Consider the following 18,802-nt stretch of genomic DNA (forward strand, 5'->3'; position numbering starts at 1 on the left):
GCAAGGCTGGCTGTCGGCGGCTACGGTCGGGCAGTGGCGCAACCCGACCTGACCTTGACGGCGAGCCTTCGGCCGGCCGCGCTGGACGCCCGACGGGGCATCGTCCGGCTGCACCCGGAGGCGCTGACCGCGCTGGGGCTGCGCCCCGGCGACCCGGTCCGGCTTGTCGGCCGCCGGGAGACAGCCGGGATCGTGGCGGCGGCTGCACCGGGCGCGAGCAGCGCCCTGCTGTACGCCGACGACCTGATCCTGGGCAACCTGGGCCTGCGCGACGGCGGTCAGGTGCTCCTCACCCCGGTGCCGCTGACCCCGGCGGGCCGGGTCGTCCTGGCCGGCCCGGTGGAGGTGGTCGCGGCGGTCAGCCCGGAGATGCTCCGGCTCGCCCTGCTGGGCAAGGTGCTCACCGCGGGCGACGACGTGTCGCTGCTGCCGCAGGACGTGCTGCCGGACGCGTCGGTGCGCAGCCTGGTCGAGGCGGCTCGACGCAGCCTGGCCAACACGGTCGGCTTCGCCTGGACCAGCACCCTGCTCACCGTGGTCACGATCGAACCGTCGGCCGGTGCTCTGGTCACCATGAACACGGTGATCGCCTGGGAGCATGGCGCGACCACCCACGGCGGGCCCACCCCGGTCGACACCACGCCTGGCCGGCCGCGCGGGGCGACCGACGCGACGCCGGCGGCCGACGTGCCGGACGACGCGCCGGACGTGGACGAGCTGCCCGGGCTGCGGGCCCAGGCCGAGGAGCTGACCGAGCTGCTCGACCTCGGCTTCCACCACCGGGAGGTGCTGGGCCGGCTGGGCACCACCATCTCGTTGGGCGTGCTGCTCGTCGGCCCGGCGGGTTCGGGAAAGTCGGCGCTGGTCCGCGCCGTTGCCGCCCGGGTCGGTGCCCGCGTCCATCCGCTCTGGGCGCCCGAGGTGGCCGCGTTGACCAACCAGGCCGCAGCCGACCGGTTGCGCGGCGCGGCGGCGAAGGCCCGGGACGGCGGGCCGGCCGTGCTGCTGGTCAGCGACGTCGAGGCGCTCGCGCCGGCGGAGAGTCCCGGCCCGGTGGCGACGGTGTTCCGCCAGGTGCTCACCGAGTGCATTCGAGCCGGCGTCGCCGTGGTCTGCACCACCAGCCGACCGGAGGCGGCCGATCCCGCACTGCGCGCGCCTGACCTGCTGTCGCTGCGGATCAGCATCCCGCTCCCCGATCAGGCGCTGCGCCGCGAACAACTCACAGTGCTCACCCGGCAGGTGCCGTTGGCCGACGACGTCCGGCTGGACGAGGTGGCCGCGCGTACCCCCGGGTTCGTCGCGGCGGACCTGGCCGCGCTGGTCCGGGAGGCCGGGGTACGCGCGGCGCTGCGGCAGAAGTCCGCCGAGACGCCCACGGTGTCGATGACCGACTTCAGCGCTGCATTGGAGGTGGTCCGGCCGACCACGATGGCTGCGTCCACACTGGATCTGGCCTCGGTGACCCTCGACGACGTGGGTGGCCTGGACGAGGTCAAGCAGACCTTGACCGAGTCGGTGCTGTGGCCGTTGACCTACCCGGACACGTTCGCCCGGCTCGGGGTGCAGCCGCCACGCGGCGTGCTGCTCTACGGGCCGCCGGGCTGCGGCAAGACCTATCTGGTGACCGCGCTGGCCGGGTCGGGGCGGGCCAACGTGCTGTCGGTGAAGGGCGCGGAGCTGCTCTCCAAGTGGGTCGGCGAGAGCGAGCGCGCGGTCCGGGAGCTGTTCCGCCGTGCTCGCGAGGCGGCTCCCACCCTGATCTTCCTGGACGAGGTGGACGCGCTGGCCCCGGTACGCGGCCAGGCCACCGACGGTGGCACCACGGACCGGGTGGTCGCCGCGCTGCTCACCGAACTGGACGGGGTGGAGACGCTGCGCAACGTGGTGGTGGTCGGTGCGACGAACCGGCCGGACCTGGTCGACCCGGCGCTGCTGCGACCAGGCCGGTTGGGACGCCTGGTCTACGTGCCACCGCCGGACGGGCCGGCACGCTCGGAGATCCTGCGGGCCGCGTCCCGACAGGTGCCACTGGCCCCGGACGTCGACCTGGCCGCCCTCGGCGACGAGCTGACCGGCTTCTCCGCGGCGGACTGCGCGGCGCTGGTCCGGGAGGCGGCGCTGGCCGCGATGCGTGAGTCGCTCGCCGCCGCCACGGTGACCGCCGAACACGTCGCGGCCGCGCGAGCGCGGGTACGCCCGTCACTCGACCCGGCCCAGGTCGCCTGGTTGGCCGCGTACGCCGCCAACCGGGAGTGATCAGAGAAGGACAACCTTTCGCAATACCCCGAGCGTTCCTAGGACGTCACTTTCCTCAGTGGAGTCATCCACTGCGACGTCAGGCGGTGTTCCTTGCGGAAGTTGTCCTCTCTTCTCCTCGTCCCCCTGGTGGCGGCGGCGACCCTGGTCACGGTTGGTGCACCGGCGACCGCACATCCGGCGAAACCGTTCCCTGCCCGGATCGCCCTGCCGAACGGATTCACCCCCGAAGGGCTGACGATCGGTCGCGGGACGACCGTGTACGTGGGATCTATTTTGGACGGAGCGGTGTGGCGTGGCGACTTACGCACCGGCCGCGGGTCGGTGCTGATCCCCGGCACACCGGGCACCGACAAGGCGGGCCTCAAGCTCGACCCACAGGGCCGACTCTGGACAGCCGACTTCTCCGGAGGCGGCGCCAGCGTGTACGACGCGGGCACCGGCGCCAAGCTGGCCCACTACCAGTTCACCGATGAGCCGGGCAGCTACGTCAACGACCTGGTGATCACGGACCGGGCGGTCTACTTCACGGACTCGGGCCGGCAGGTCCTGTACGTCGTACCGCTGGGTCCGGGTGGTCGCCTGCCGGCCCCCACCGCGTTCCGGGTCCTCCAGCTCACCGGCCCGGCCGCGACGCCGGACGTCTACCACAACGGGATCGTGGCGCTGCCGGACGGGGATCTGCTGGTCGCGCAGATGCTCAGCGGCCAGCTCGTGCGGGTCGACCCTCGCACCGGCGGCAGCCGCGTCGTCGACCTCGGTGGCTACTCGGTGGAGCGGGCCGACGGGCTGGTGCTGCGGGGGCGCACCCTCTATGTGATCCGCAACCTGACCAACGTCATCGCTGTGGTCCGCATGAACGCCGGGTACACCACCGGCGTGGTCCAGCGGGAGATCACCGGCCCGCAACTGCGGTCGCCGGCCACGGGCGACCTGCTCGGCTCGGCGTTGTACGTGGTCAACGGCCGCTTCGACGTGGAGTCGACGCCGGACACCGACTACGACATCGTCCGCGTGCCAGCCTGATCCAGACGGTCGGCGGCGGCCCACCGCGGTCGCCGCCGACCAACCGGGGTCACCGTCGACCGGCCTCGCTCAGAGCGCGGGCGGCGTCGAGTCGAGGCAGATTTCGGCGCGCACCTTTCCGCCGTCCTCGCGCAGTTTCGCGCCGCATTTCTCGAGTACGGAGACCGCGCCGAAATTGTCCCGGGTCGTCTCCGCCACGACGGCCCGCATGCCGGCCCGCGCGGCCTCGTTCAGCAGCTCGCGCAGGGCGACGACGCCGATCCCCTGGCCCCGGGCCGAGCGCCCGAGCCACATGCCGGTCTCCACCGTGCCGGGCTCGTCACAGCGCGTCATCCGGACCATGCCCATGACCTCGCCGCCGACGAGGATCGCGTACATCTGGGAACCGGTCGGGCCGTCCAGGCCACCGAAACTCGCCCGGTGAAAGTCCCGGAACGCCTCCCGGCGGGCGAGTGACCAACCTGCGGGCGCCTCGACCGGAGGCATCACGTCATCCGGCTCGGCCTCGGCAGCCGCTACGGAGAGCAACGGCTCCAGGTTCCGCTCGTCCACCGGCTCCAGCCGGACCGCACCCGCCACGTGCCGCAGTCTGCCGGCCTCATTGGTCGAAGTCCACCCCATTGGACATCCAGTGGCGGTCCGGTCAGTCGTACCGGCCGGTCGGGCGGCGTGGGTGTTCCTCCTCACGCTCCGTTGTCACCCGTCGGTGTAGAAAATTTCTGATCCGCCTACTCGAACTCGCAGAACACCACCGAGGCGTCGTCGGTGGGCTTGTGCCGGCGCAGCCGATCGGGGTGGTCGCGCTCGGCGGCCCGGACCCGGTCGATCAACTCGCCCGGCCCGTCGGTGCTCAGCAGGTCCAGCAGACCGGCCCAGTCGGTCAAGCCGAACTGCTCGACCGCGCTGGACGCGCCGTCACTGAGCAGCGCCGCCCGGCGTAGCGCCGCCGGGCCATGCCGTGACAGGGTCCCGGTCACCGCGTGAAAGGCCGCGTCGGGGTCGGCCGCCGCGACCCAGTAGCCGTGGGTGCGGTTCATCCGCTCCCGCTGGACGCTCACGGCGTGCCGGAACCGGGTGACCGGGTCCGCGGCACCACCCGGCACGGCCGCGACCGTCTCCCGCAGCTCCGCCATGGCCGTGTCCAGCCGGTTGTCGGTCACCACGCTGACCTGGCCGCCGGTGTCCAGGACCAGTGGGCTGTCGCAGAGCACCAGGTAGTCCACCTGGTCGCCACAGTCACGCAGCAGGCAGACCGTGCTGGACGGGGTGCCCGGATGGTCGAGGTCGCACTGCCCGCCGTGGTCGGCGCGTACGGCGAGGATGGCCGCGGCAAGGTTGCTGGTCAGCCGGGCCGCCGGGCGGACCGCTTCCGCGACACCGATCCGGGCCGCCAGGTGCCGGACGTACCACTCCGGCCCGTGCACGCAGCCGGTGTCGAAGCCGTCCGGCACTGTCGCGCCGTCCAAAACGCCGACCAGCGGACCGAACCGGAAGACCAGGTCCTCGTTGACCGGCCGGGCCGGGGCCGGCGCGGACGCGGAGCGAACCCGCATCGCCCGCCCCGGCCCCGACGCACCCATCGGGTCAGCGCTGCCGAAGGTCGTCGGCGGCCGCATGGGCCTCCCCCTGCACCTGACCGGCGGCCGAACGGCCCTGGTCGCGGACGGCGGACATGCCCTGCTGGGCGCTGGACCGCACCGACTGTGCCGCCTGCTGTGCGGGCTCACGCAGGTTGTCCTGCACCTGGTGGCCGGCCTGACTCGCCTGCTCACGCAGCTGATCAGAGTGCTCGCTGACCATGGTCCGCGCGCGCCCGGCGAGTTGCCGCTCGCGCCCGCTCGGCGGGATGAGCGAGGCAGCCAGCAGACCGACGCCGAAGGCGACCAGGCCAGCGGCCATCGGGTTGCCCTGAGCCCGCTCGCGGGACTGCTGCCCGAGAGAACGGGTCTCGTCCCTTACCGAGCCCATGGCCTCCCGAGACTGGTGCCCGAGCGACCGGGTCTCTTCGCGTACCGAGCCGGCCATGTGCGACATCCGCTGGCTGGCCTCCTGCCCCATGTGACTCGAGCTGCCCATCACCTTCTCCTTCGCTCGGGTGAACGCGTCCCGGGCCTGCCCGGCACGGTCACCGGCGATCCGACGCGGGTTGACCTTGTCAGTCAGCGCGTCGACGTCATAGCTCAACTCGGTGCGGGTGGTCTCGATCTCCCGCCGGATCCGATCCGGATCACTGGACACGATCTGTCTCCTCCCGACTCGTTCACCGACCCCGCAGGGCGTCCGGCAACTCCCGAGCAGTCTGCTTCGTCCGGGGCAGAACCGCACGTGCCCGCTTCAGCTGGGTCCGGGCGTTGATGAAGAGACCACCGGCCACGGCGGCCCACAGCACCGCGACGATCAACGCCGCCCACCCCTGGTCCATGGTGTTGGACAGCCCCCACCAGAGGGCGTACGACACGAAGAGCACGGCCAGGAACCCGGCCAGCCCGGCACCGCCGAACATGCCGCCAGCCTTGCCGGCCTGGCTGACCTCTTCGCGGAGTTCGGCCTTGGCCAGCTCGACCTCCTTGCGCACCAGGGTGGACATGTCCCGGGTCACGTCGCCCAGCAACTCGCCGACCGAGGCCTGGGTCCGTTCCTTCTCGGGGGCGCTCACGTGCCCACCCCGCCCGGCAGGTCGGACGACGAGCGGCCGGCGGGCGAGACGTTCTGCGCCCGTGCCGTACCCACGTAGGGCTGATCAGCCTCCGCCGGCGCGCCCTGCGGTCGCGACGGCCCGCCGGCTGCGCTGCCCGTTCCACCGTTACCGGAGGCCGACGCCGTCAGGCCACGGGTGAGCCGCCCGACCAGCAACCCAGCCACCGCCGCGCCCGCGAGGAACGTCCCCGGGTGGCGCCGCGCGTACGTGCGTACCTCGTCGAGCACCTCGCCGGGCTCGCGCTCGTCGAGCCACCCGGCGGCCTGCTGGGCGGCGTCGGCGGCCTTGCGCACCACCTGACCGGCGAGTCCGGAATCGCCGTCCCGTTCGGCCATCGAGTTGAGGTTCTGACCCAGGTCGCGAAGTCCCTCAGCTGCCCGTCGCTGCTGCGTCTGCGCCTGGTCACGCAGCTGCCCAGTGGCCTGGCCGGTCAACTGCTGGGCCTGCCGCCGTGCCTCGGCGGCCACCTGCCCGCCCTGTTCGGCAGCGGTATGTGCGACCTGACCCCCGGCCTGGGTGGCCTGCTGGCCGACCCGGGAGGCCTCCTGTCGGGCCTGTTGCGCTCTGCCGCTCTGGTTCGTAGCCGTCATCCTCCGCTCCCTTCCTGAGTCCGGGGTCGCGTGGCGACCTCGGAACGCCTCCCGCCTACCCGCCTCATCAGCCGGCATGCGGTTCTGCCGCCGGCCCGGTCGCGACGATCGGAGGGGGAGGCAGCAACGGGAGAAAGCGGAGGAATCAGCCGGCAGGGCACGAAGGGAGCAACGCGGTCAGCGACGCCGGTTACGGGCGCGCGACGAGCGCAGGCGACGCAGCCGGCCGATCAGCAGCGGCTCGGCGGCGAGCGCGGCCGGGTTGTCCAGCAACCCGTTGAGCAGCTGGTAGTACCTGGTCGAGGAGATCCCGAAGGTGTCCCGGACGGCCTGCTCCTTGGCGCCGGCGTGCCGCCACCACTGCTGTTCGAAGGCGAGGATGGCCCGCTCCCGCTCGGTCAGCCCGGGCGGCGGATCAGCGGGCGGCGCCGGCTCGTCGATGGTCTCGGCGGACAGCGCCGACTCGTCCGTGGTCTCGATGGACGGCGCCGGCCGCGGAGTCGGGACGATCGGCCCGGCACCACCCGCCGCGTCACCCGGACGAGCGTCGGTGGACGGCTCGGGGGCGGCGGGGGTGGCGTCGGCGGACATGTCGCTCAGCCTAGTCAGCGGCGACCAGGGACGCAGCAAGCGGCGCGGCCGCTCCGCACCGTCGGGAACCCCGACGGCCGGGCCGGCCGCGCCGCGTCACTTCGGTCAGGTCAGGAGATGTCGCGGCGACGCATCGCCCAGAGCGCCGCCCCGAGGATCACCACCACCCCGACCGAGAACAGGACGGAAGACTGCTGCCAGGTGATGTCCAGAGTGTCCGGCTTGCACTCTCCGTAGTAGGTTGCGTTGCAGGAGTTCCAGTCCTGGAGGGTGACGGTCTTCGTCATCCAGGCCAGCGCGTACGTGGGCAGCAGGAATGCCTCGGCCCAGCGCACGTTCGCCATCGCCAGCAGGATGCCCAGGCCGAACTGGCCGACCACCATCAACGCCACGACACCGCCGAGTGCCATCGCGGTGTGCCGGCCCAGCGACGCCAGGGCGAAGCCGATGGTGGTGAGGACCAGCACCAGAACCACACCGCGCAGCCCGGTCAGCATGAACGACTGCCAGGCACCCGAGGTCATCTTCTCGGTGCTGCCCCGGAAGGACGCGACCGCCCAGAACCCGGCGAACCAGAGCACCGCGGCGGGCAGCGTCACCGCCAGGATGCCGGTCAGCAGCGCGGCCAGCTTGGTGAGCAGCACGGTGAGCCGCTTGGGCCGCCAGAGCAGCAGGTTCATCATGCCGCCGGTGCTCCACTCGGCACCGACGAAGGACGCGCCGATCACGAACCCGACCAGGGCGAGGATCGCCGCGAACGGGATCAGCGTCTCGTCGAACGTCTCCCGGAAGTCGAACGTCGAGGGCAGGAACCACTGCGCCTCGATCTGGTCCCGCGACGGCGGCGTGATCATCGAGCAGTCGTCCGGGTAGCGGCCGTCGTTCGGCGTGCCGGCCTTCTTGGCCTGCTCGCACGCGACGCGCTCCTGCTCGATGTAGCGCACCTGCTCCTGGTACTGCTGGTCGGCCTGACGCTCAGCCCGGGCGAGCTGCTCGGCGCCGAGCTTCTGGTTGCTGAAGAAGACCCCGATCACCACCGCGGCCAGCACCAGCAGACCGAGCAGTGTCATGTACCGGGTGAAACGCCGCTTGGTGAGCCGGCGCAACTCCGTCCGAAAGAGGCTCACGCGCCCCACCCTCCTCCGGCGGGGCCGGGCTGACCCGCCCCGCCGACCTTCATGGACTCGTCGACCTGCCGGTGCTGACCGGGGACCGGCGCGGTGGCGGTCAGTTCGAGGAAGACGCTCTCCAGATCGACGGCGATCGGCGCCAACTCGCTGACATAGAGGTTCTGCTCGGCGAGCAGCCGTGTCACCGAGGCAGGCTTGTCGACGCCGGCGAGCATCAGGTGGTCGGGGTGCCCGGCGACCTGGATCCCCGCCCGGGTGAGCACCTCGGTGGCCGCCGGCAGGTCGCTGACCGCTTCCAGCCGGATCCGGACCGCACTGGACGAGTGCTGCGCGAGCACCTCGTCGACCGGGCCGAAGGCGACCCGCCGACCCAGCGAGATGATGGTGACCGAGTCGCAGATCAGCTGGATCTCGCCGAGGATGTGGCTGGACAGCACCACTGTCATGCCGGATTCGGCAAGGGTACGCATCAGCGTGCGCATCTCCCGGATGCCGCCCGGGTCGAGGCCGTTGGCCGGCTCGTCGAGGATGAGCAGCTTCGGGTTCTTCAGCAGGGCCGAGGCCACGGCGAGCCGCTGCTTCATGCCCAACGAGTACGTCTTGACCCGCTCACCGGACCGGTCGCGCAGCCCGACGAGTTCCAGCACCTCGTCGACCCGGGTGGCCGGCACCTCGCCGGCACCGGCCAGCAGGGACAGCGTGTCCCGTGCCGAGAAGTGCGGGAAGAACTGCGGGCTCTCCACGATCGCGCCGACCTGGCCGGCGACGGCGGGCAGCGCGGCGGGCACCTCGTGCCCGAGCAGTGACATCCGCCCTCCGTCGGGCCGGATCAGGCCGAGCAGAGTACGCAGAGTGGTCGTCTTGCCGGATCCGTTGGGGCCGAGGAAGCCGTGCACCTGCCCCGCGTCGACCCGCATGTCAAAGCCGTCGAGCGCGTTGCGGGTGCCGCGTCGACGACTCTTGTACGTCTTACGTAGACCTTCGATCTCCAGGACAGCTGGCAAGCTGCACCTCCCCCGATGGGTGGGCGTGACAGGCGACACCATACGCGGTATGCAGATGGCCGCAATACGCGGTATGCATCGACGCGCCGATCGGGCTACTCCATCGACGGAACGTGACGGCTCAGGCGCAGATGACCTGTACGCCGGCGGCGCGGAACCCCTCCACCACCGTCGGGTCGGCACCGGAGTCGGTCACCAGCGTCTCCACCCGTTCGACCGGGCAGATCCGGGCGAAGGCGTGCCCGCCCAGTTTGGACGAGTCCGCGATGATGACCACGCGCTTGGCCCGGGCCACCATCAGGTTGTTCATCGCCGCCTCGCCCTCGTGGTGGGCTGCGGCGCCGAGCTGCGGGTCGATCGCGTCCACGCCGAGCAAAGCGACGTCCAGGGTGACCTCGCGCAGCAGCGCCCCGCCCAGCGGGCCGACGAGTTCGAACGACTTCGGGCGCACCACCCCGCCGGCCACCACGACCTTCATCCGGGACCGGACCAGCAGCTCGTTGGCGATGTTGAGCGCGTTGGTCACCACGGTGAGCTGGGCGCCTTCGGCACTGGTGTTGAGGTCCGGCCGGACGGCGAGGGCCCTCGCGACCTCGGTGCTGGTGGTGCCGCCGTTCAGGCCAACCACCGTGCCCGGTGTGACAAGCGCGGCGGCGGCAGCCCCGATGCGCTGCTTCTCCGCCGAGTGCTTGGCCGTCTTGTAACGCAGGGGCAGGTCGTACGAGACGCCGTTGGCGACCGCGCCGCCCCGGGTCCTCGTGATCATCTGCTGCTGGGCGAGCTGGTCGAAGTCACGCCGGATGGTGGCCTGGGAGACGTCGAGCCGCTCGGCTGCCGCCTCCACGCTGACTCGGCCGTTGTCGGTCAACATTTCGAGCAGGGCGTTCCATCTGGCGTACCGGTCCACCGCGGAGGCCCTCCCAGTAACTGCACGGACGGTGATTGATTGCGTGCACACTAGTGCGCGAAACTAGGCTGGCGCAAAAGACTGACCTGCGCGATCGGCTGGTCGGTTGCCACGGCCACCCGCGTTCGCGCAGAATAACGCGCGAAATGCGGGTCAAACGAGCCGTATTGCGCACCGGCCGCCCCTGCGAGGAGTTTCCCATGGCGTACGTGGACGCGGAGATCGCGAGCCAACCCGACTGTTGGCGGGAGGCCGCCGAGCTGGCCGACGTCGTACGCGGTGACCTGCCGCGCCCCGGTGAGCGGGTCGCCGTCGTCGGTTGCGGCACGTCGTGGTTCATGGCGATGGCGTACGCGGCCCGCCGCGAGCAGGCCGGCCAGGGCGAGACCGACGCGTTCCAGGCATCCGAGTTCCCCGCCGGCCGCCAGTACGACCGGCTGATCGCGATCACCCGCTCCGGCTGCACGACGGAGGTGCTGGACCTGCTCGCCGCGCTGCGCGGGCGTACACCCACCACCGTCATCGTCGGCGACCCGGCGTCCCCGGCGGTCGACCTGGCCACCGCCACGGTCGCCATGCCCTTCGCCGACGAGCGGTCGGTGGTGCAGACCCGCTTCCCGACCACGGCCCTGGCTCTGCTCCGGGCCCACCTGGGCGACCCGGTGACCGCGCTCGCCGCCGACGCCGAGGTGGCCGTGCGCTCCCCGCTGCCAATCGACCCGGCCACCATCGGGCAGGTCACCTTCCTCGGTCGGGGGTGGACGGTCGGGTTGGCCCAGGAGGCAGCGCTGAAGTGTCGCGAGACGGCCACCTTCTGGGCCGAGGCGTACCCGGCGATGGACTACCGGCACGGCCCCATCTCGGTCGCCGCGCCCGGCCGGCTGGTCTGGGCGTTCGGCGAGCTGCCCGAGGGTCTCCCCGAGGACGTGGCCGCCACCGGCGCCGCATTCGTGCACAGCCGCACCCACGGTTGGCGCACGGTGCTGGGCAGTTGGTCCGCCGGTCGCACCCCGGTCGACCCGATGGCCGACCTGATCCTGGCGCAACGCTTCGCTGTCGCGCTCGCCACCAGCCGGGGTCTCGACCCGGATGCGCCCCGGCACCTGAGCCGGTCCGTGGTGTTGGCGTGAGCGCGAGGAGTGAGCCGGGTTTGCGAGCCCCGCAGTCGCGAACCGAGCTGGCCCAGTGAGCGACGCCGTGGACGCCGACCAGGTCGTCGTCGCGCTGGACGTGGGCGGCACCGGCATGAAGTGCGCCCTGGTCCGGCCGGACGGCGTGACGGTACGCACCGAGCGGCACCCCACCAATGCCAGCCGCGGCCCGACGGCAGTGGTCGGCACAATCCTGGACGTGGCCGAAGGGCTTGCCGAGAAGGCCCGCGCCGACGGCCTCACCCCGATCGCTGTCGGCATCGCCGTGCCCGGGGTGGTGGACGAGGCACGCGGAGTCGCGGTCTGGTCGGCGAACGTGGGCTTCCGGGACGTACCCCTGCGGGACCTGGCGGTCAGGCGGCTCGGCCTGCCGACGACGCTCGGCCACGACGTGCGCGTCGGTGGTCTCGCCGAGGCCCGGCTCGGCGCCGGGCGCGGCACCGGGCACGTGCTGTTCGTGGCGATCGGCACCGGCATCGCCGCCGCGCACGTCGTCGACGGCAGAGCCGCCGTGGGTGCCCACGACGCCGCCGGGGAGATCGGCCACATCCTGGTCCGACCCGACGGCCCGCGCTGCGGCTGCGGTCGACCCGGCTGCCTGGAGGCGATCGCTTCGGCCTCCGCGATCGGACGCCGCTACGCCGAACTCTCCGGTGCGACAGCCGACGCCCCGGTGACAGCCGCCGAGGTGGCCGAGCGGGCCGCGGCCGGCGAGCCACTCGCCGGCGAGGTCTGGCAGGAGGCCGTCGAGGCGCTCGCCGACGGCCTTGCCACCGGGCAGGCGCTGTACGACGTGGCGACGATCGTGCTCGGCGGCGGCCTGGCCCAGGCCGGCGACCGGCTGCTGACCCCCCTGCGGGCAGCGCTGCACGAGCGAATGACCTTCCACCGGGAGCCGCGGCTGGTCGCGGCTGCCCTCGGCGACGAGGCCGGCTGCCTCGGTGCCGCCCTGCTCGCCCTGGACGCCGTTCGCGTCCGTGACCACCAGGAGAAACGATGACCGTACGGGTGAACGGCCGCGTGGTGACCCCGACCGGTGTCATCCGACAGGGCTGCGTCGAGTGGGACGGGGATCGGATCACCGCGGTGGCCGAATATCCCTCGGTCCGCGACGGGCACTGGATCCTGCCGGGCTTCGTCGACATGCACACCCACGGCGGTGGCGGGCACACCTTCACCACGGGGGATGCCGCCGAGGCTCGGGCGGCAGCCGACTTCCACCTCGCGCACGGCACGACCACCCTGCTGGCGAGCCTGGTCAGCTCGCCCTTCCCACTGATGCGCGCGGCCACCGAGGCGTTCGCTCCCCTGGTCGACGAGGGTGTGCTGGCGGGCGTCCACTTCGAAGGGCCCTACCTCTCCTCAGCACGGTGTGGCGCCCAGAACCCGGAGTACCTGCGCGACCCGTCGACCGACGAGCTGGCCGAGCTGATCGAGCTGGGTCGGGGCGCGGTGCGGATGGTCACCCTCGCCCCGGAACGCGACGGCGCACTGGAGGCGATCAAGCTCCTCACCGCGCAGCGGGTGGTGGCGGCGGTCGGCCACACCGACGCCACGTACGAGCAGACCCGCGCAGCGGTCGCCGCCGGCGCCAGCGTCGGCACCCACCTGTTCAACGGCATGCGTCCCGTGCACCACCGCGAACCGGGTCCGGTGGTGGCCCTGCTCGACGAGCCCACCGTGATCTGCGAGCTTGTCGCCGACGGGGTGCACCTGCACGACGGCATGTTGACCTTCGCGACCGCGACCGCAGGCCCGGACCGGGCCGCGCTGATCACCGACGCGATGGCCGCTGCGGGGATGGCAGACGGCGAGTACGAGCTGGGCGGCCAGGCCGTCACCGTGACCGACGGGGTGGCGCGACTGGCCCGTGACGGGTCGATCGCCGGCAGCACCCTGACCATGGACGCCGCCCTGCGGCACGCCGTGGACGCCGGGATCCCGATCTCGGACGCCGCTCGGATGGTGGCCACCACCCCGGCACGGGCCATCGGCCTGGGCGACCGGGTGGGTGCCCTCCAGGTGGGCCTTCGCGCCGACCTGGTGGTGCTGGACGCCGACCTGAAGGTGGTCCGGGTGCTGCGCCGAGGCTCCTGGGTGGAGTAACGGCGGCCGTCGCCCTGGCCGGGCCCGGTCTGGCGTGCTCCGGCGCGGCGCGGCGTGCTCCCGGCGGGCCCGGCGCTGCTCGGCCTGGCGCGGCGTGGCCTGGCCTGGCCCGGCGCGGCGTGGCACCCCGCGGCCCCTTTGGAGCTACCACATACTCCCGATGCGACGCGGAGCAGGCATAGCCCCAGCTCAGCCGATGGCGGGGACTTCCACGCCGAGGATGGCCTGCTCGTCGGGACGGTGCACCAGCACGTCGGCCAGGTACGACTGGACCGCGTGGCGCATCCCGACGTCCCGGCCGGCCTGCTCGGAGAGCAGCCATTTGTGCTCGATGATCTGCGCGAACAGCTCCTGCGGCTCCAGCTTGCGGCGCAGGTGCGCGGGAACGGCCCGGACCACCGGCTCGAAGACCTCGGTGAGCCAGCGGTGTGCGGCCTGCTGCTCGTCGGTCAGGTCGCTCTCCGCCCGATAGGCGTCCAGGTCGTTGAGCAGCTTGCGAGCCTGGTTCTCCTCGGCGTCCAGACCGGTCAGCCGCAGCAGCCGCCGGGTGTGGTAGCCGGCGTCGACCACCTTCGGCCGGACCAGGTAACGCCCGTCGTCGATGGACGACATGGCCACCTCGGCCACGTCGAAGCCCAGCTCGTTGAGGCGGCGGATCCGGCCCTCGATGTCGTGCCGGGCCTCCCGCTCGACCGCCTGCTCGTAGGTGATCTCGTGCCACAGTCGCTCGTAGCGCTGCACGACCTCCTCGCAGACCACCTCGGGGTCGATGGACTCGTGCAGCAGGCCGGCGGCCTGGAGGTCCAGCGCCTCACCGAAGATGTTCACCCGGGCGATCTCCAGGTCCTCACCGCGCTGGCCGTTGGAGAGTGAGTTGTGCAACGCGCCCGTCTCCGCGTCCACCAGGTAGGCGGCGAACGCGCCCGCGTCCCGGCGGAACAGCGTGTTCGACAGCGAGCAGTCACCCCAGAAGAAACCGGTGAGGTGCATCCGCACGATCAGGGCGGCGAGCGCGTCGAGCAGCCGGCTCATCGTCTCCGGCCGCAGGGTGTGCGAGAACAGAGCCCGGTACGGCAGGGAGAACTGGAGGTGCCGGGTGATCAGCACCGATTCGAGAGGTTCCCCGTCCTCGGTCTGCCGGTCGGCGACGACCGCCACCGCCTCGACCGAGGGAAAATCGATCCGCTCCAGGGCCCTGAGCAGGTCGTACTCCCGCTCAGCGATCCGCTCGCGGGTCTCCTTGAACGCGTACACGTAGTCACCGAGCCGGACGAACCGGACGATGTGTCGGGAGATGCCCTGCGGCAGGGCCACCAGGTGTTGGGCAGGCCACTCCTCCAGCGGTGTCGACCAGGGCAGGTCGAGCAGCGCCGGGTCCACGAGGGCAGACGTGATCCGCACGGGCACAAGCATGACGCCTCGCCCCCCGCATCCGCCTCACATCGTGGTTGGGCCCACAGCGCCGAACACCCCGGCCTGGCGCCGGGCCGGTAGCGTGGTCGCGTGCTCAAACCCACGGCGGTACGACGTGACCTGCGGCTACGGCCCGTCCGACCAGCCGGCTGGTGGTTCGACGCGCTGCTGCTGGTCGGTCTGGTCGGATTGACGGTGGCGCTCGCCGCCGACCAACTCTTCGGGTTGGACCGGGCGGTGGCCGACTGGGCCGACGGGCACCGACCGACGGTCGCCTACTGGGTGGCCCGGGTATTCAACCTGCTCGGCCAGGGCACTCCACTGACCCTGATCGCCGCAGGGTTGGGCGTGCTGCTGGCCGTCCGGCTGCGGTCGGTGCGGCCGATCCTGCCGCCGGTGGTCGGGTTCGTGCTGACCTACCTGACGATCGGTCCGCTGAAGGTCTGGACCGCGCGGGCAGCGCCGAGCGCCAGTGTCAAGGAGCCCTTCCTGCCGCCCGAGCAGACCCTGCCGCTGTTCCACGACGACCTGCCGGTCCGATTCGCCCAGTCCTACCCGTCGGGGCACGTCGCCAACGCCATCGTCTGGTACGGCGTCATCGCGCTACTGCTCGCCCCGCTGGCCCGCAGCTTCGGCCGGCAACTGCCCGCCCGGCTGATCACCGTGATCCGCATCGTGCCACCGCTTGTCGTCCTCACCACCACCACCTACCTCGGCTGGCACTGGCTGACCGACTCGGTGGCCGGGCTGCTGCTGGGCCTCCTGCTGGACCGGCTGCTGCACCGGGTGCCCTGGGACGACATCCCGCTCCCCCGCCGGCTACGCGATTGGGACCGGCCGTTCACCTCGTACCCCTAGGGTTTCGGTCCGTGGACCAACTGTCGCGGCGGCTCGGCGTACCCGATGCGGTTGTCATCGGGTTGGGCTCGATGCTCGGCGCGGGCGTCTTCGTGGTCTTCGGCCCGGCCGCGGCGGCGGCCGGCGGCTCCGGGTTGCTGCCCGCGCTGGTGCTGGCCGGTTTCATCGCCTTCTGCAACGCGACCAGCTCGGCGCGGCTGGCGGCCCGCTACCCGGAGTCCGGCGGCACGTACGTCTACGGCCGGGAACGCCTCGGGCCGTTCGCCGGGTTCCTGGCCGGCTGGGGCTTCGTGGTCGGCAAGACGGCGAGCTGCGCGGCGATGGCGTTGACCATCGGGGCGTACCTGTGGCCGGGCCAGGCCCGGTTGGTCGCGGTCGGCGCGGTGCTCGCGGTGACCGGGGTCAACCTGCGCGGCATCGGCAAGACGGCCACCGTCACGAAACTGCTGGTGGCGCTGGTGCTCGCGGTGTTGGCCCTGGTCGCGGTCGTCGGAGTGGCGGGCGGGCCGGTGCACCTGGATCGGCTCGGTGAGCCCGGCGGCTCCGCCCGAGGTGTGCTCACCGCCGCCGGGCTGCTCTTCTTCGCCTTCGCCGGGTACGCCCGGATCGCCACGCTCGGCGAGGAGGTCCGCGATCCGCAGCGGACCATTCCCCGCGCGGTGCCGTTGGCGCTCGGGGCGGTGCTCGCGATCTACCTGGTGTTGGCCGTGGTCACGCTCGGCGTACTCGGCGCCGACCGGCTGGCCGGATCCGCCGCGCCCCTGGTCGACGTGGTGACCGCCGCCGGGCTACCCGGCCTGGCCTGGGTGGTCCGCGCCGGGGCCACGATCGCGGTCGTCGGGGTGCTGCTGTCCCTGGTCGCCGGAGTCGGCCGGACCGCCCTCGCGATGGCCCGCCGCCGCGACCTGCCCGGTGCGCTGGCCGCCGTGCACCCGGTGCAAAGGGTGCCGCACCGCGCGGAGCTGGCGGTCGCCGCCGTGGTGATCGTGGTCGTGCTCCTCGGCGACGTACGGGGGGCCATCGGCTTCTCCAGCTGCACGGTGCTGGTCTACTACGCGATCACCAACGCGGCGGCGCTCACACTGGGGCGGGAACCCGGTCGGCGGCTGCCGGTGCAGGTGCTCGCCGGCCTGGGGCTGGTCGGGTGTCTGCTGCTCGCGGTCAACCTGCCCGTGACCAGCGTCCTCGCGGGCTTCGGTGTGCTCGCCGCTGGCGCGGCCTGGTACGCGCTGCGCCTCGCGCGCCGGTGACCTGAGCGGGCCACCGGCGCGCGGGGGTCAACGGCTCAGGCGTCGGTAGCGGCGCACCGCCAGCGGAGCGAACGTCGCGATCAGCAGCATCGGCCACAGCACCGCCAACAGCATGGCGTGCTCCGCCGGCCAGGAGTTGCCACCCAGACCCGGGTTGCCGAACAGTTCGCGGATCGCCGCGACGGTGGCCGACAACGGGTTCCACTCCGAGATCGTCCCGATGACCGGGGGCATCAGCTCCGGCGACACGAAGACATTGGAGATCGCGGTGAGCGGAAACGCCGCCGGGAAGACGATGACGCCGACGGTGTCCGGGCTGCGGACCAGCAGCGCCAGGTAGATCCCCATCCAGGTGATCGCGACCCGCAGCAGCAGGAGCAGCCCGACGGCCAGCAACGCCTTGCCCACACCCTCTCGCCACTGCCAACCGACGAGCAGGCCGCAGACCAGCAGCGTGGACATCTCCAGCAGGGCGCGCAGCAGATCGGCAGCGCTGCGGCCGGTCATCAGGGCGGACCGTGCCATCGGCATCGACCGGAACCGGTCGACGACACCCCGGCTGAGGTCCAGCGCCACGCCGGTCGCGGTAGCGCCGAGGCCGTACAGCATCGTCATCACGAAGACCCCGGGCAGCAGGAACTCGCGATAGTTGCCACCACCGGGGACCTGCATGCCGCTGCCGAACACGTACCCGAAGACCAGCACGAACATGATCGGCAGTGAGAAGTACAGGATCACCTCCTCCGGCTGACGGACGACATGGATCATGTTGCGCCTGGTCATCGTCCAACCGTCGGCTACCGCAGTGGTCATGCCACGTCCGCCTTTCGTCCGGCGCCAACCGGTTCGCGGGCCTCGTCGGGACGATGCCCGGTCAGGTGCAGGAACGCCTCGTCCAACGTGGCGCGACGCAGGCCGATGTCCTCGACCGCGACCCCCGCGTCGTCCAACGCCCGCACGACGTCGACCAGCCCGGCGACCCGGTCGGCCACCGGCACGCTGAGTTGCCGGATCTCCGGGTCACGCTCGGGCTCCGCGCCGCAGATCGGCGCGACGATGCCGGCGGCCAGATCCAGGTCGGCCGCATCGCGCACCACCACCTCGATCCGGTCGCCGCCGGTCATCGACTTCAGCTCGTCCGGTGACCCCTCGGCCACCACCCGACCGGCGTCGATCACCGAGATCCGGTTGGCGAGCTGGTCGGCCTCCTCCAGGTACTGCGTGGTGAGCAGCACCGTCGTCCCCTCGGTGACCAGGGCGCGGACCAGGTCCCACACCTGGTTGCGGCTGCGCGGGTCCAGGCCGGTCGTCGGCTCGTCGAGGAAGAGCACGCGCGGCGTACGGATCAGGCTGGCGGCGAGGTCCAGCCGACGGCGCATCCCACCCGAGTACTCACCGGCGGAGCGGCTCGCCGCCTCGGCAAGCCCGAACCGTTCCAGCAGTTCGGTGGCGCGTTGCCGGGCCTCCCGCCGGCCCAGCCGGAACAGGCGGCCGAACAGTTCCAGGTTCTGCCGACCACTGAGGGTTTCGTCGACCGCGGCGTACTGCCCGGTCAACCCGATCCGGGCCCGCACCTCGTCCGGCTGTCGCAGCACGTCGAACCCGGCCACGGTGGCCCTGCCCGCGTCGAAGCGCAGCAGAGTGGTGAGGATCCGTACGGCCGTCGTCTTTCCCGCGCCGTTGGGCCCCAGCAGCCCGTACACAGTGCCGGTCGGTACGGCCAGGTCGAACCTGTCGAGCGCGCGGGTGGGGCCGTACCGTTTGCCCAGACCCTCGGCGACCACCTCGTATGTCGTCATGACCCCACGGTGCGGTCAGG

General features: G+C 72.1%; 19 protein-coding genes. 7 read left to right on the forward strand and 12 right to left on the reverse strand.

The window, feature by feature from the left end:
• The first annotated feature begins 33 nt into the window (after nucleotides 1-33).
• Both FBZ33_RS28750 and FBZ33_RS28755 read left to right on the forward strand, forming a co-directional pair.
• Entirely contained in the window at nucleotides 34-2,259 is a 2,226-nt protein-coding gene (locus tag FBZ33_RS28750) for an AAA family ATPase (protein WP_141911440.1), read from the forward strand.
• Nucleotides 2,260-2,361: 102 nt separating this feature from the next.
• Nucleotides 2,362-3,285 carry an SMP-30/gluconolactonase/LRE family protein gene (locus FBZ33_RS28755; protein ID WP_141911442.1) on the forward strand — a complete coding sequence of 308 codons (924 nt, stop codon included), beginning with the start codon at nucleotides 2,362-2,364 and terminating at the stop codon, nucleotides 3,283-3,285.
• Nucleotides 3,286-3,354: 69 nt separating this feature from the next.
• Here FBZ33_RS28755 and FBZ33_RS28760 read toward each other — a convergent pair whose 3' ends face one another.
• The 9 genes from FBZ33_RS28760 to FBZ33_RS28800 all read right to left on the reverse strand — a co-directional run bounded on the left by FBZ33_RS28760 (nucleotide 3,355) and on the right by FBZ33_RS28800 (nucleotide 10,205).
• Nucleotides 3,355-3,864: a GNAT family N-acetyltransferase gene (locus FBZ33_RS28760; RefSeq protein ID WP_141911443.1), complete on the reverse strand. Its 510-nt coding sequence runs from the start codon at nucleotides 3,862-3,864 to the stop codon at nucleotides 3,355-3,357.
• Between the two features lie 149 nt (nucleotides 3,865-4,013).
• Nucleotides 4,014-4,901 carry a hypothetical protein gene (locus FBZ33_RS28765; RefSeq protein WP_141911445.1) on the reverse strand — a complete coding sequence of 296 codons (888 nt, stop codon included), beginning with the start codon at nucleotides 4,899-4,901 and terminating at the stop codon, nucleotides 4,014-4,016.
• Complete coding sequence (locus FBZ33_RS28770; protein ID WP_141911447.1) at nucleotides 4,870-5,523, reverse strand: DUF3618 domain-containing protein; 654 nt, start codon at nucleotides 5,521-5,523, stop codon at nucleotides 4,870-4,872. Before FBZ33_RS28770 ends, FBZ33_RS28765 begins: the two co-directional genes overlap by 32 nt.
• 22 nt (nucleotides 5,524-5,545) lie before the next feature.
• Nucleotides 5,546-5,941 (reverse strand): phage holin family protein, encoded by a 396-nt coding sequence (locus FBZ33_RS28775; RefSeq protein WP_088950443.1) that lies wholly within the window; start codon nucleotides 5,939-5,941, stop codon nucleotides 5,546-5,548.
• A complete protein-coding gene (locus FBZ33_RS28780; protein WP_141911448.1) occupies nucleotides 5,938-6,573 on the reverse strand; it encodes a hypothetical protein in 636 nt (211 codons plus the stop codon). The genes FBZ33_RS28775 and FBZ33_RS28780 overlap by 4 nt, the downstream gene beginning before the upstream one ends.
• A gap of 177 nt (nucleotides 6,574-6,750) precedes the next feature.
• Nucleotides 6,751-7,164 carry a DUF3263 domain-containing protein gene (locus FBZ33_RS28785; protein ID WP_141911450.1) on the reverse strand — a complete coding sequence of 138 codons (414 nt, stop codon included), beginning with the start codon at nucleotides 7,162-7,164 and terminating at the stop codon, nucleotides 6,751-6,753.
• 110 nt (nucleotides 7,165-7,274) lie between these two features.
• Nucleotides 7,275-8,291, reverse strand: coding sequence for an ABC transporter permease subunit (locus FBZ33_RS28790; RefSeq protein WP_141911451.1), 1,017 nt, complete (start codon nucleotides 8,289-8,291; stop codon nucleotides 7,275-7,277).
• Nucleotides 8,288-9,298 carry an ABC transporter ATP-binding protein gene (locus FBZ33_RS28795; protein WP_141911453.1) on the reverse strand — a complete coding sequence of 337 codons (1,011 nt, stop codon included), beginning with the start codon at nucleotides 9,296-9,298 and terminating at the stop codon, nucleotides 8,288-8,290. The genes FBZ33_RS28790 and FBZ33_RS28795 overlap by 4 nt, the downstream gene beginning before the upstream one ends.
• A 121-nt stretch (nucleotides 9,299-9,419) precedes the next feature.
• On the reverse strand, nucleotides 9,420-10,205 hold the full coding sequence (locus FBZ33_RS28800) for a DeoR/GlpR family DNA-binding transcription regulator (protein ID WP_088950447.1): 786 nt from the start codon (nucleotides 10,203-10,205) through the stop codon (nucleotides 9,420-9,422).
• A gap of 200 nt (nucleotides 10,206-10,405) precedes the next feature.
• On the opposite strand from FBZ33_RS28800, the gene FBZ33_RS28805 reads away from it, so the two are divergent.
• The 3 genes from FBZ33_RS28805 to nagA are packed head-to-tail and all read left to right on the forward strand — an operon-like array spanning nucleotide 10,406 to nucleotide 13,462.
• Nucleotides 10,406-11,335: an SIS domain-containing protein gene (locus FBZ33_RS28805; RefSeq protein ID WP_088950448.1), complete on the forward strand. Its 930-nt coding sequence runs from the start codon at nucleotides 10,406-10,408 to the stop codon at nucleotides 11,333-11,335.
• 55 nt (nucleotides 11,336-11,390) lie between these two features.
• Nucleotides 11,391-12,356, forward strand: a complete 966-nt coding sequence (locus FBZ33_RS28810; protein WP_255509063.1) for an ROK family protein — start codon at nucleotides 11,391-11,393, stop codon at nucleotides 12,354-12,356.
• Complete coding sequence (nagA, locus tag FBZ33_RS28815; protein WP_141911455.1) at nucleotides 12,353-13,462, forward strand: N-acetylglucosamine-6-phosphate deacetylase; 1,110 nt, start codon at nucleotides 12,353-12,355, stop codon at nucleotides 13,460-13,462. The genes FBZ33_RS28810 and nagA overlap by 4 nt, the downstream gene beginning before the upstream one ends.
• Nucleotides 13,463-13,651: 189 nt before the next feature.
• On the opposite strand, the gene FBZ33_RS28820 is transcribed toward nagA, so the two are convergent.
• Nucleotides 13,652-14,863 (reverse strand): DUF4032 domain-containing protein, encoded by a 1,212-nt coding sequence (locus FBZ33_RS28820; protein ID WP_370453056.1) that lies wholly within the window; start codon nucleotides 14,861-14,863, stop codon nucleotides 13,652-13,654.
• A gap of 132 nt (nucleotides 14,864-14,995) precedes the next feature.
• Between FBZ33_RS28820 and FBZ33_RS28825 the strand changes: the two genes are divergently transcribed.
• Nucleotides 14,996-15,733 (forward strand): phosphatase PAP2 family protein, encoded by a 738-nt coding sequence (locus FBZ33_RS28825; protein ID WP_185755536.1) that lies wholly within the window; start codon nucleotides 14,996-14,998, stop codon nucleotides 15,731-15,733.
• A gap of 11 nt (nucleotides 15,734-15,744) precedes the next feature.
• Nucleotides 15,745-16,983, forward strand: a complete 1,239-nt coding sequence (locus FBZ33_RS28830; RefSeq protein WP_141911458.1) for an APC family permease — start codon at nucleotides 15,745-15,747, stop codon at nucleotides 16,981-16,983.
• Between the two features lie 27 nt (nucleotides 16,984-17,010).
• On the opposite strand, the gene FBZ33_RS28835 is transcribed toward FBZ33_RS28830, so the two are convergent.
• Both FBZ33_RS28835 and FBZ33_RS28840 read right to left on the reverse strand, forming a co-directional pair.
• Complete coding sequence (locus FBZ33_RS28835; RefSeq protein ID WP_141911460.1) at nucleotides 17,011-17,796, reverse strand: ABC transporter permease; 786 nt, start codon at nucleotides 17,794-17,796, stop codon at nucleotides 17,011-17,013.
• A complete protein-coding gene (locus tag FBZ33_RS28840) occupies nucleotides 17,793-18,782 on the reverse strand; it encodes an ATP-binding cassette domain-containing protein (protein WP_141911462.1) in 990 nt (329 codons plus the stop codon). The genes FBZ33_RS28835 and FBZ33_RS28840 overlap by 4 nt, the downstream gene beginning before the upstream one ends.
• Between the last annotated feature and the right edge of the window lie 20 nt (nucleotides 18,783-18,802).

It is taken from the genome of Micromonospora sp. A202, from assembly GCF_006715105.1.
Classification (GTDB): Bacteria; Actinomycetota; Actinomycetes; order Mycobacteriales; family Micromonosporaceae; genus Micromonospora; species Micromonospora zamorensis.

Bases quoted from the DNA above. Each gene is read 5' to 3' on its own strand.
- FBZ33_RS28765 (WP_141911445.1), bottom strand. From the start codon at position 4,901: ATGCGGCCGCCGACGACCTTCGGCAGCGCTGACCCGATGGGTGCGTCG.
- FBZ33_RS28840 (WP_141911462.1), bottom strand. From the start codon at position 18,782: ATGACGACATACGAGGTGGTCGCCGAGGGTCTGGGCAAACGGTACGGC.
- FBZ33_RS28780 (WP_141911448.1), bottom strand. From the start codon at position 6,573: ATGACGGCTACGAACCAGAGCGGCAGAGCGCAACAGGCCCGACAGGAG.
- nagA (WP_141911455.1), top strand. From the start codon at position 12,353: ATGACCGTACGGGTGAACGGCCGCGTGGTGACCCCGACCGGTGTCATC.
- FBZ33_RS28805 (WP_088950448.1), top strand. From the start codon at position 10,406: ATGGCGTACGTGGACGCGGAGATCGCGAGCCAACCCGACTGTTGGCGG.
- FBZ33_RS28785 (WP_141911450.1), bottom strand. From the start codon at position 7,164: ATGTCCGCCGACGCCACCCCCGCCGCCCCCGAGCCGTCCACCGACGCT.
- FBZ33_RS28835 (WP_141911460.1), bottom strand. From the start codon at position 17,796: ATGACCACTGCGGTAGCCGACGGTTGGACGATGACCAGGCGCAACATG.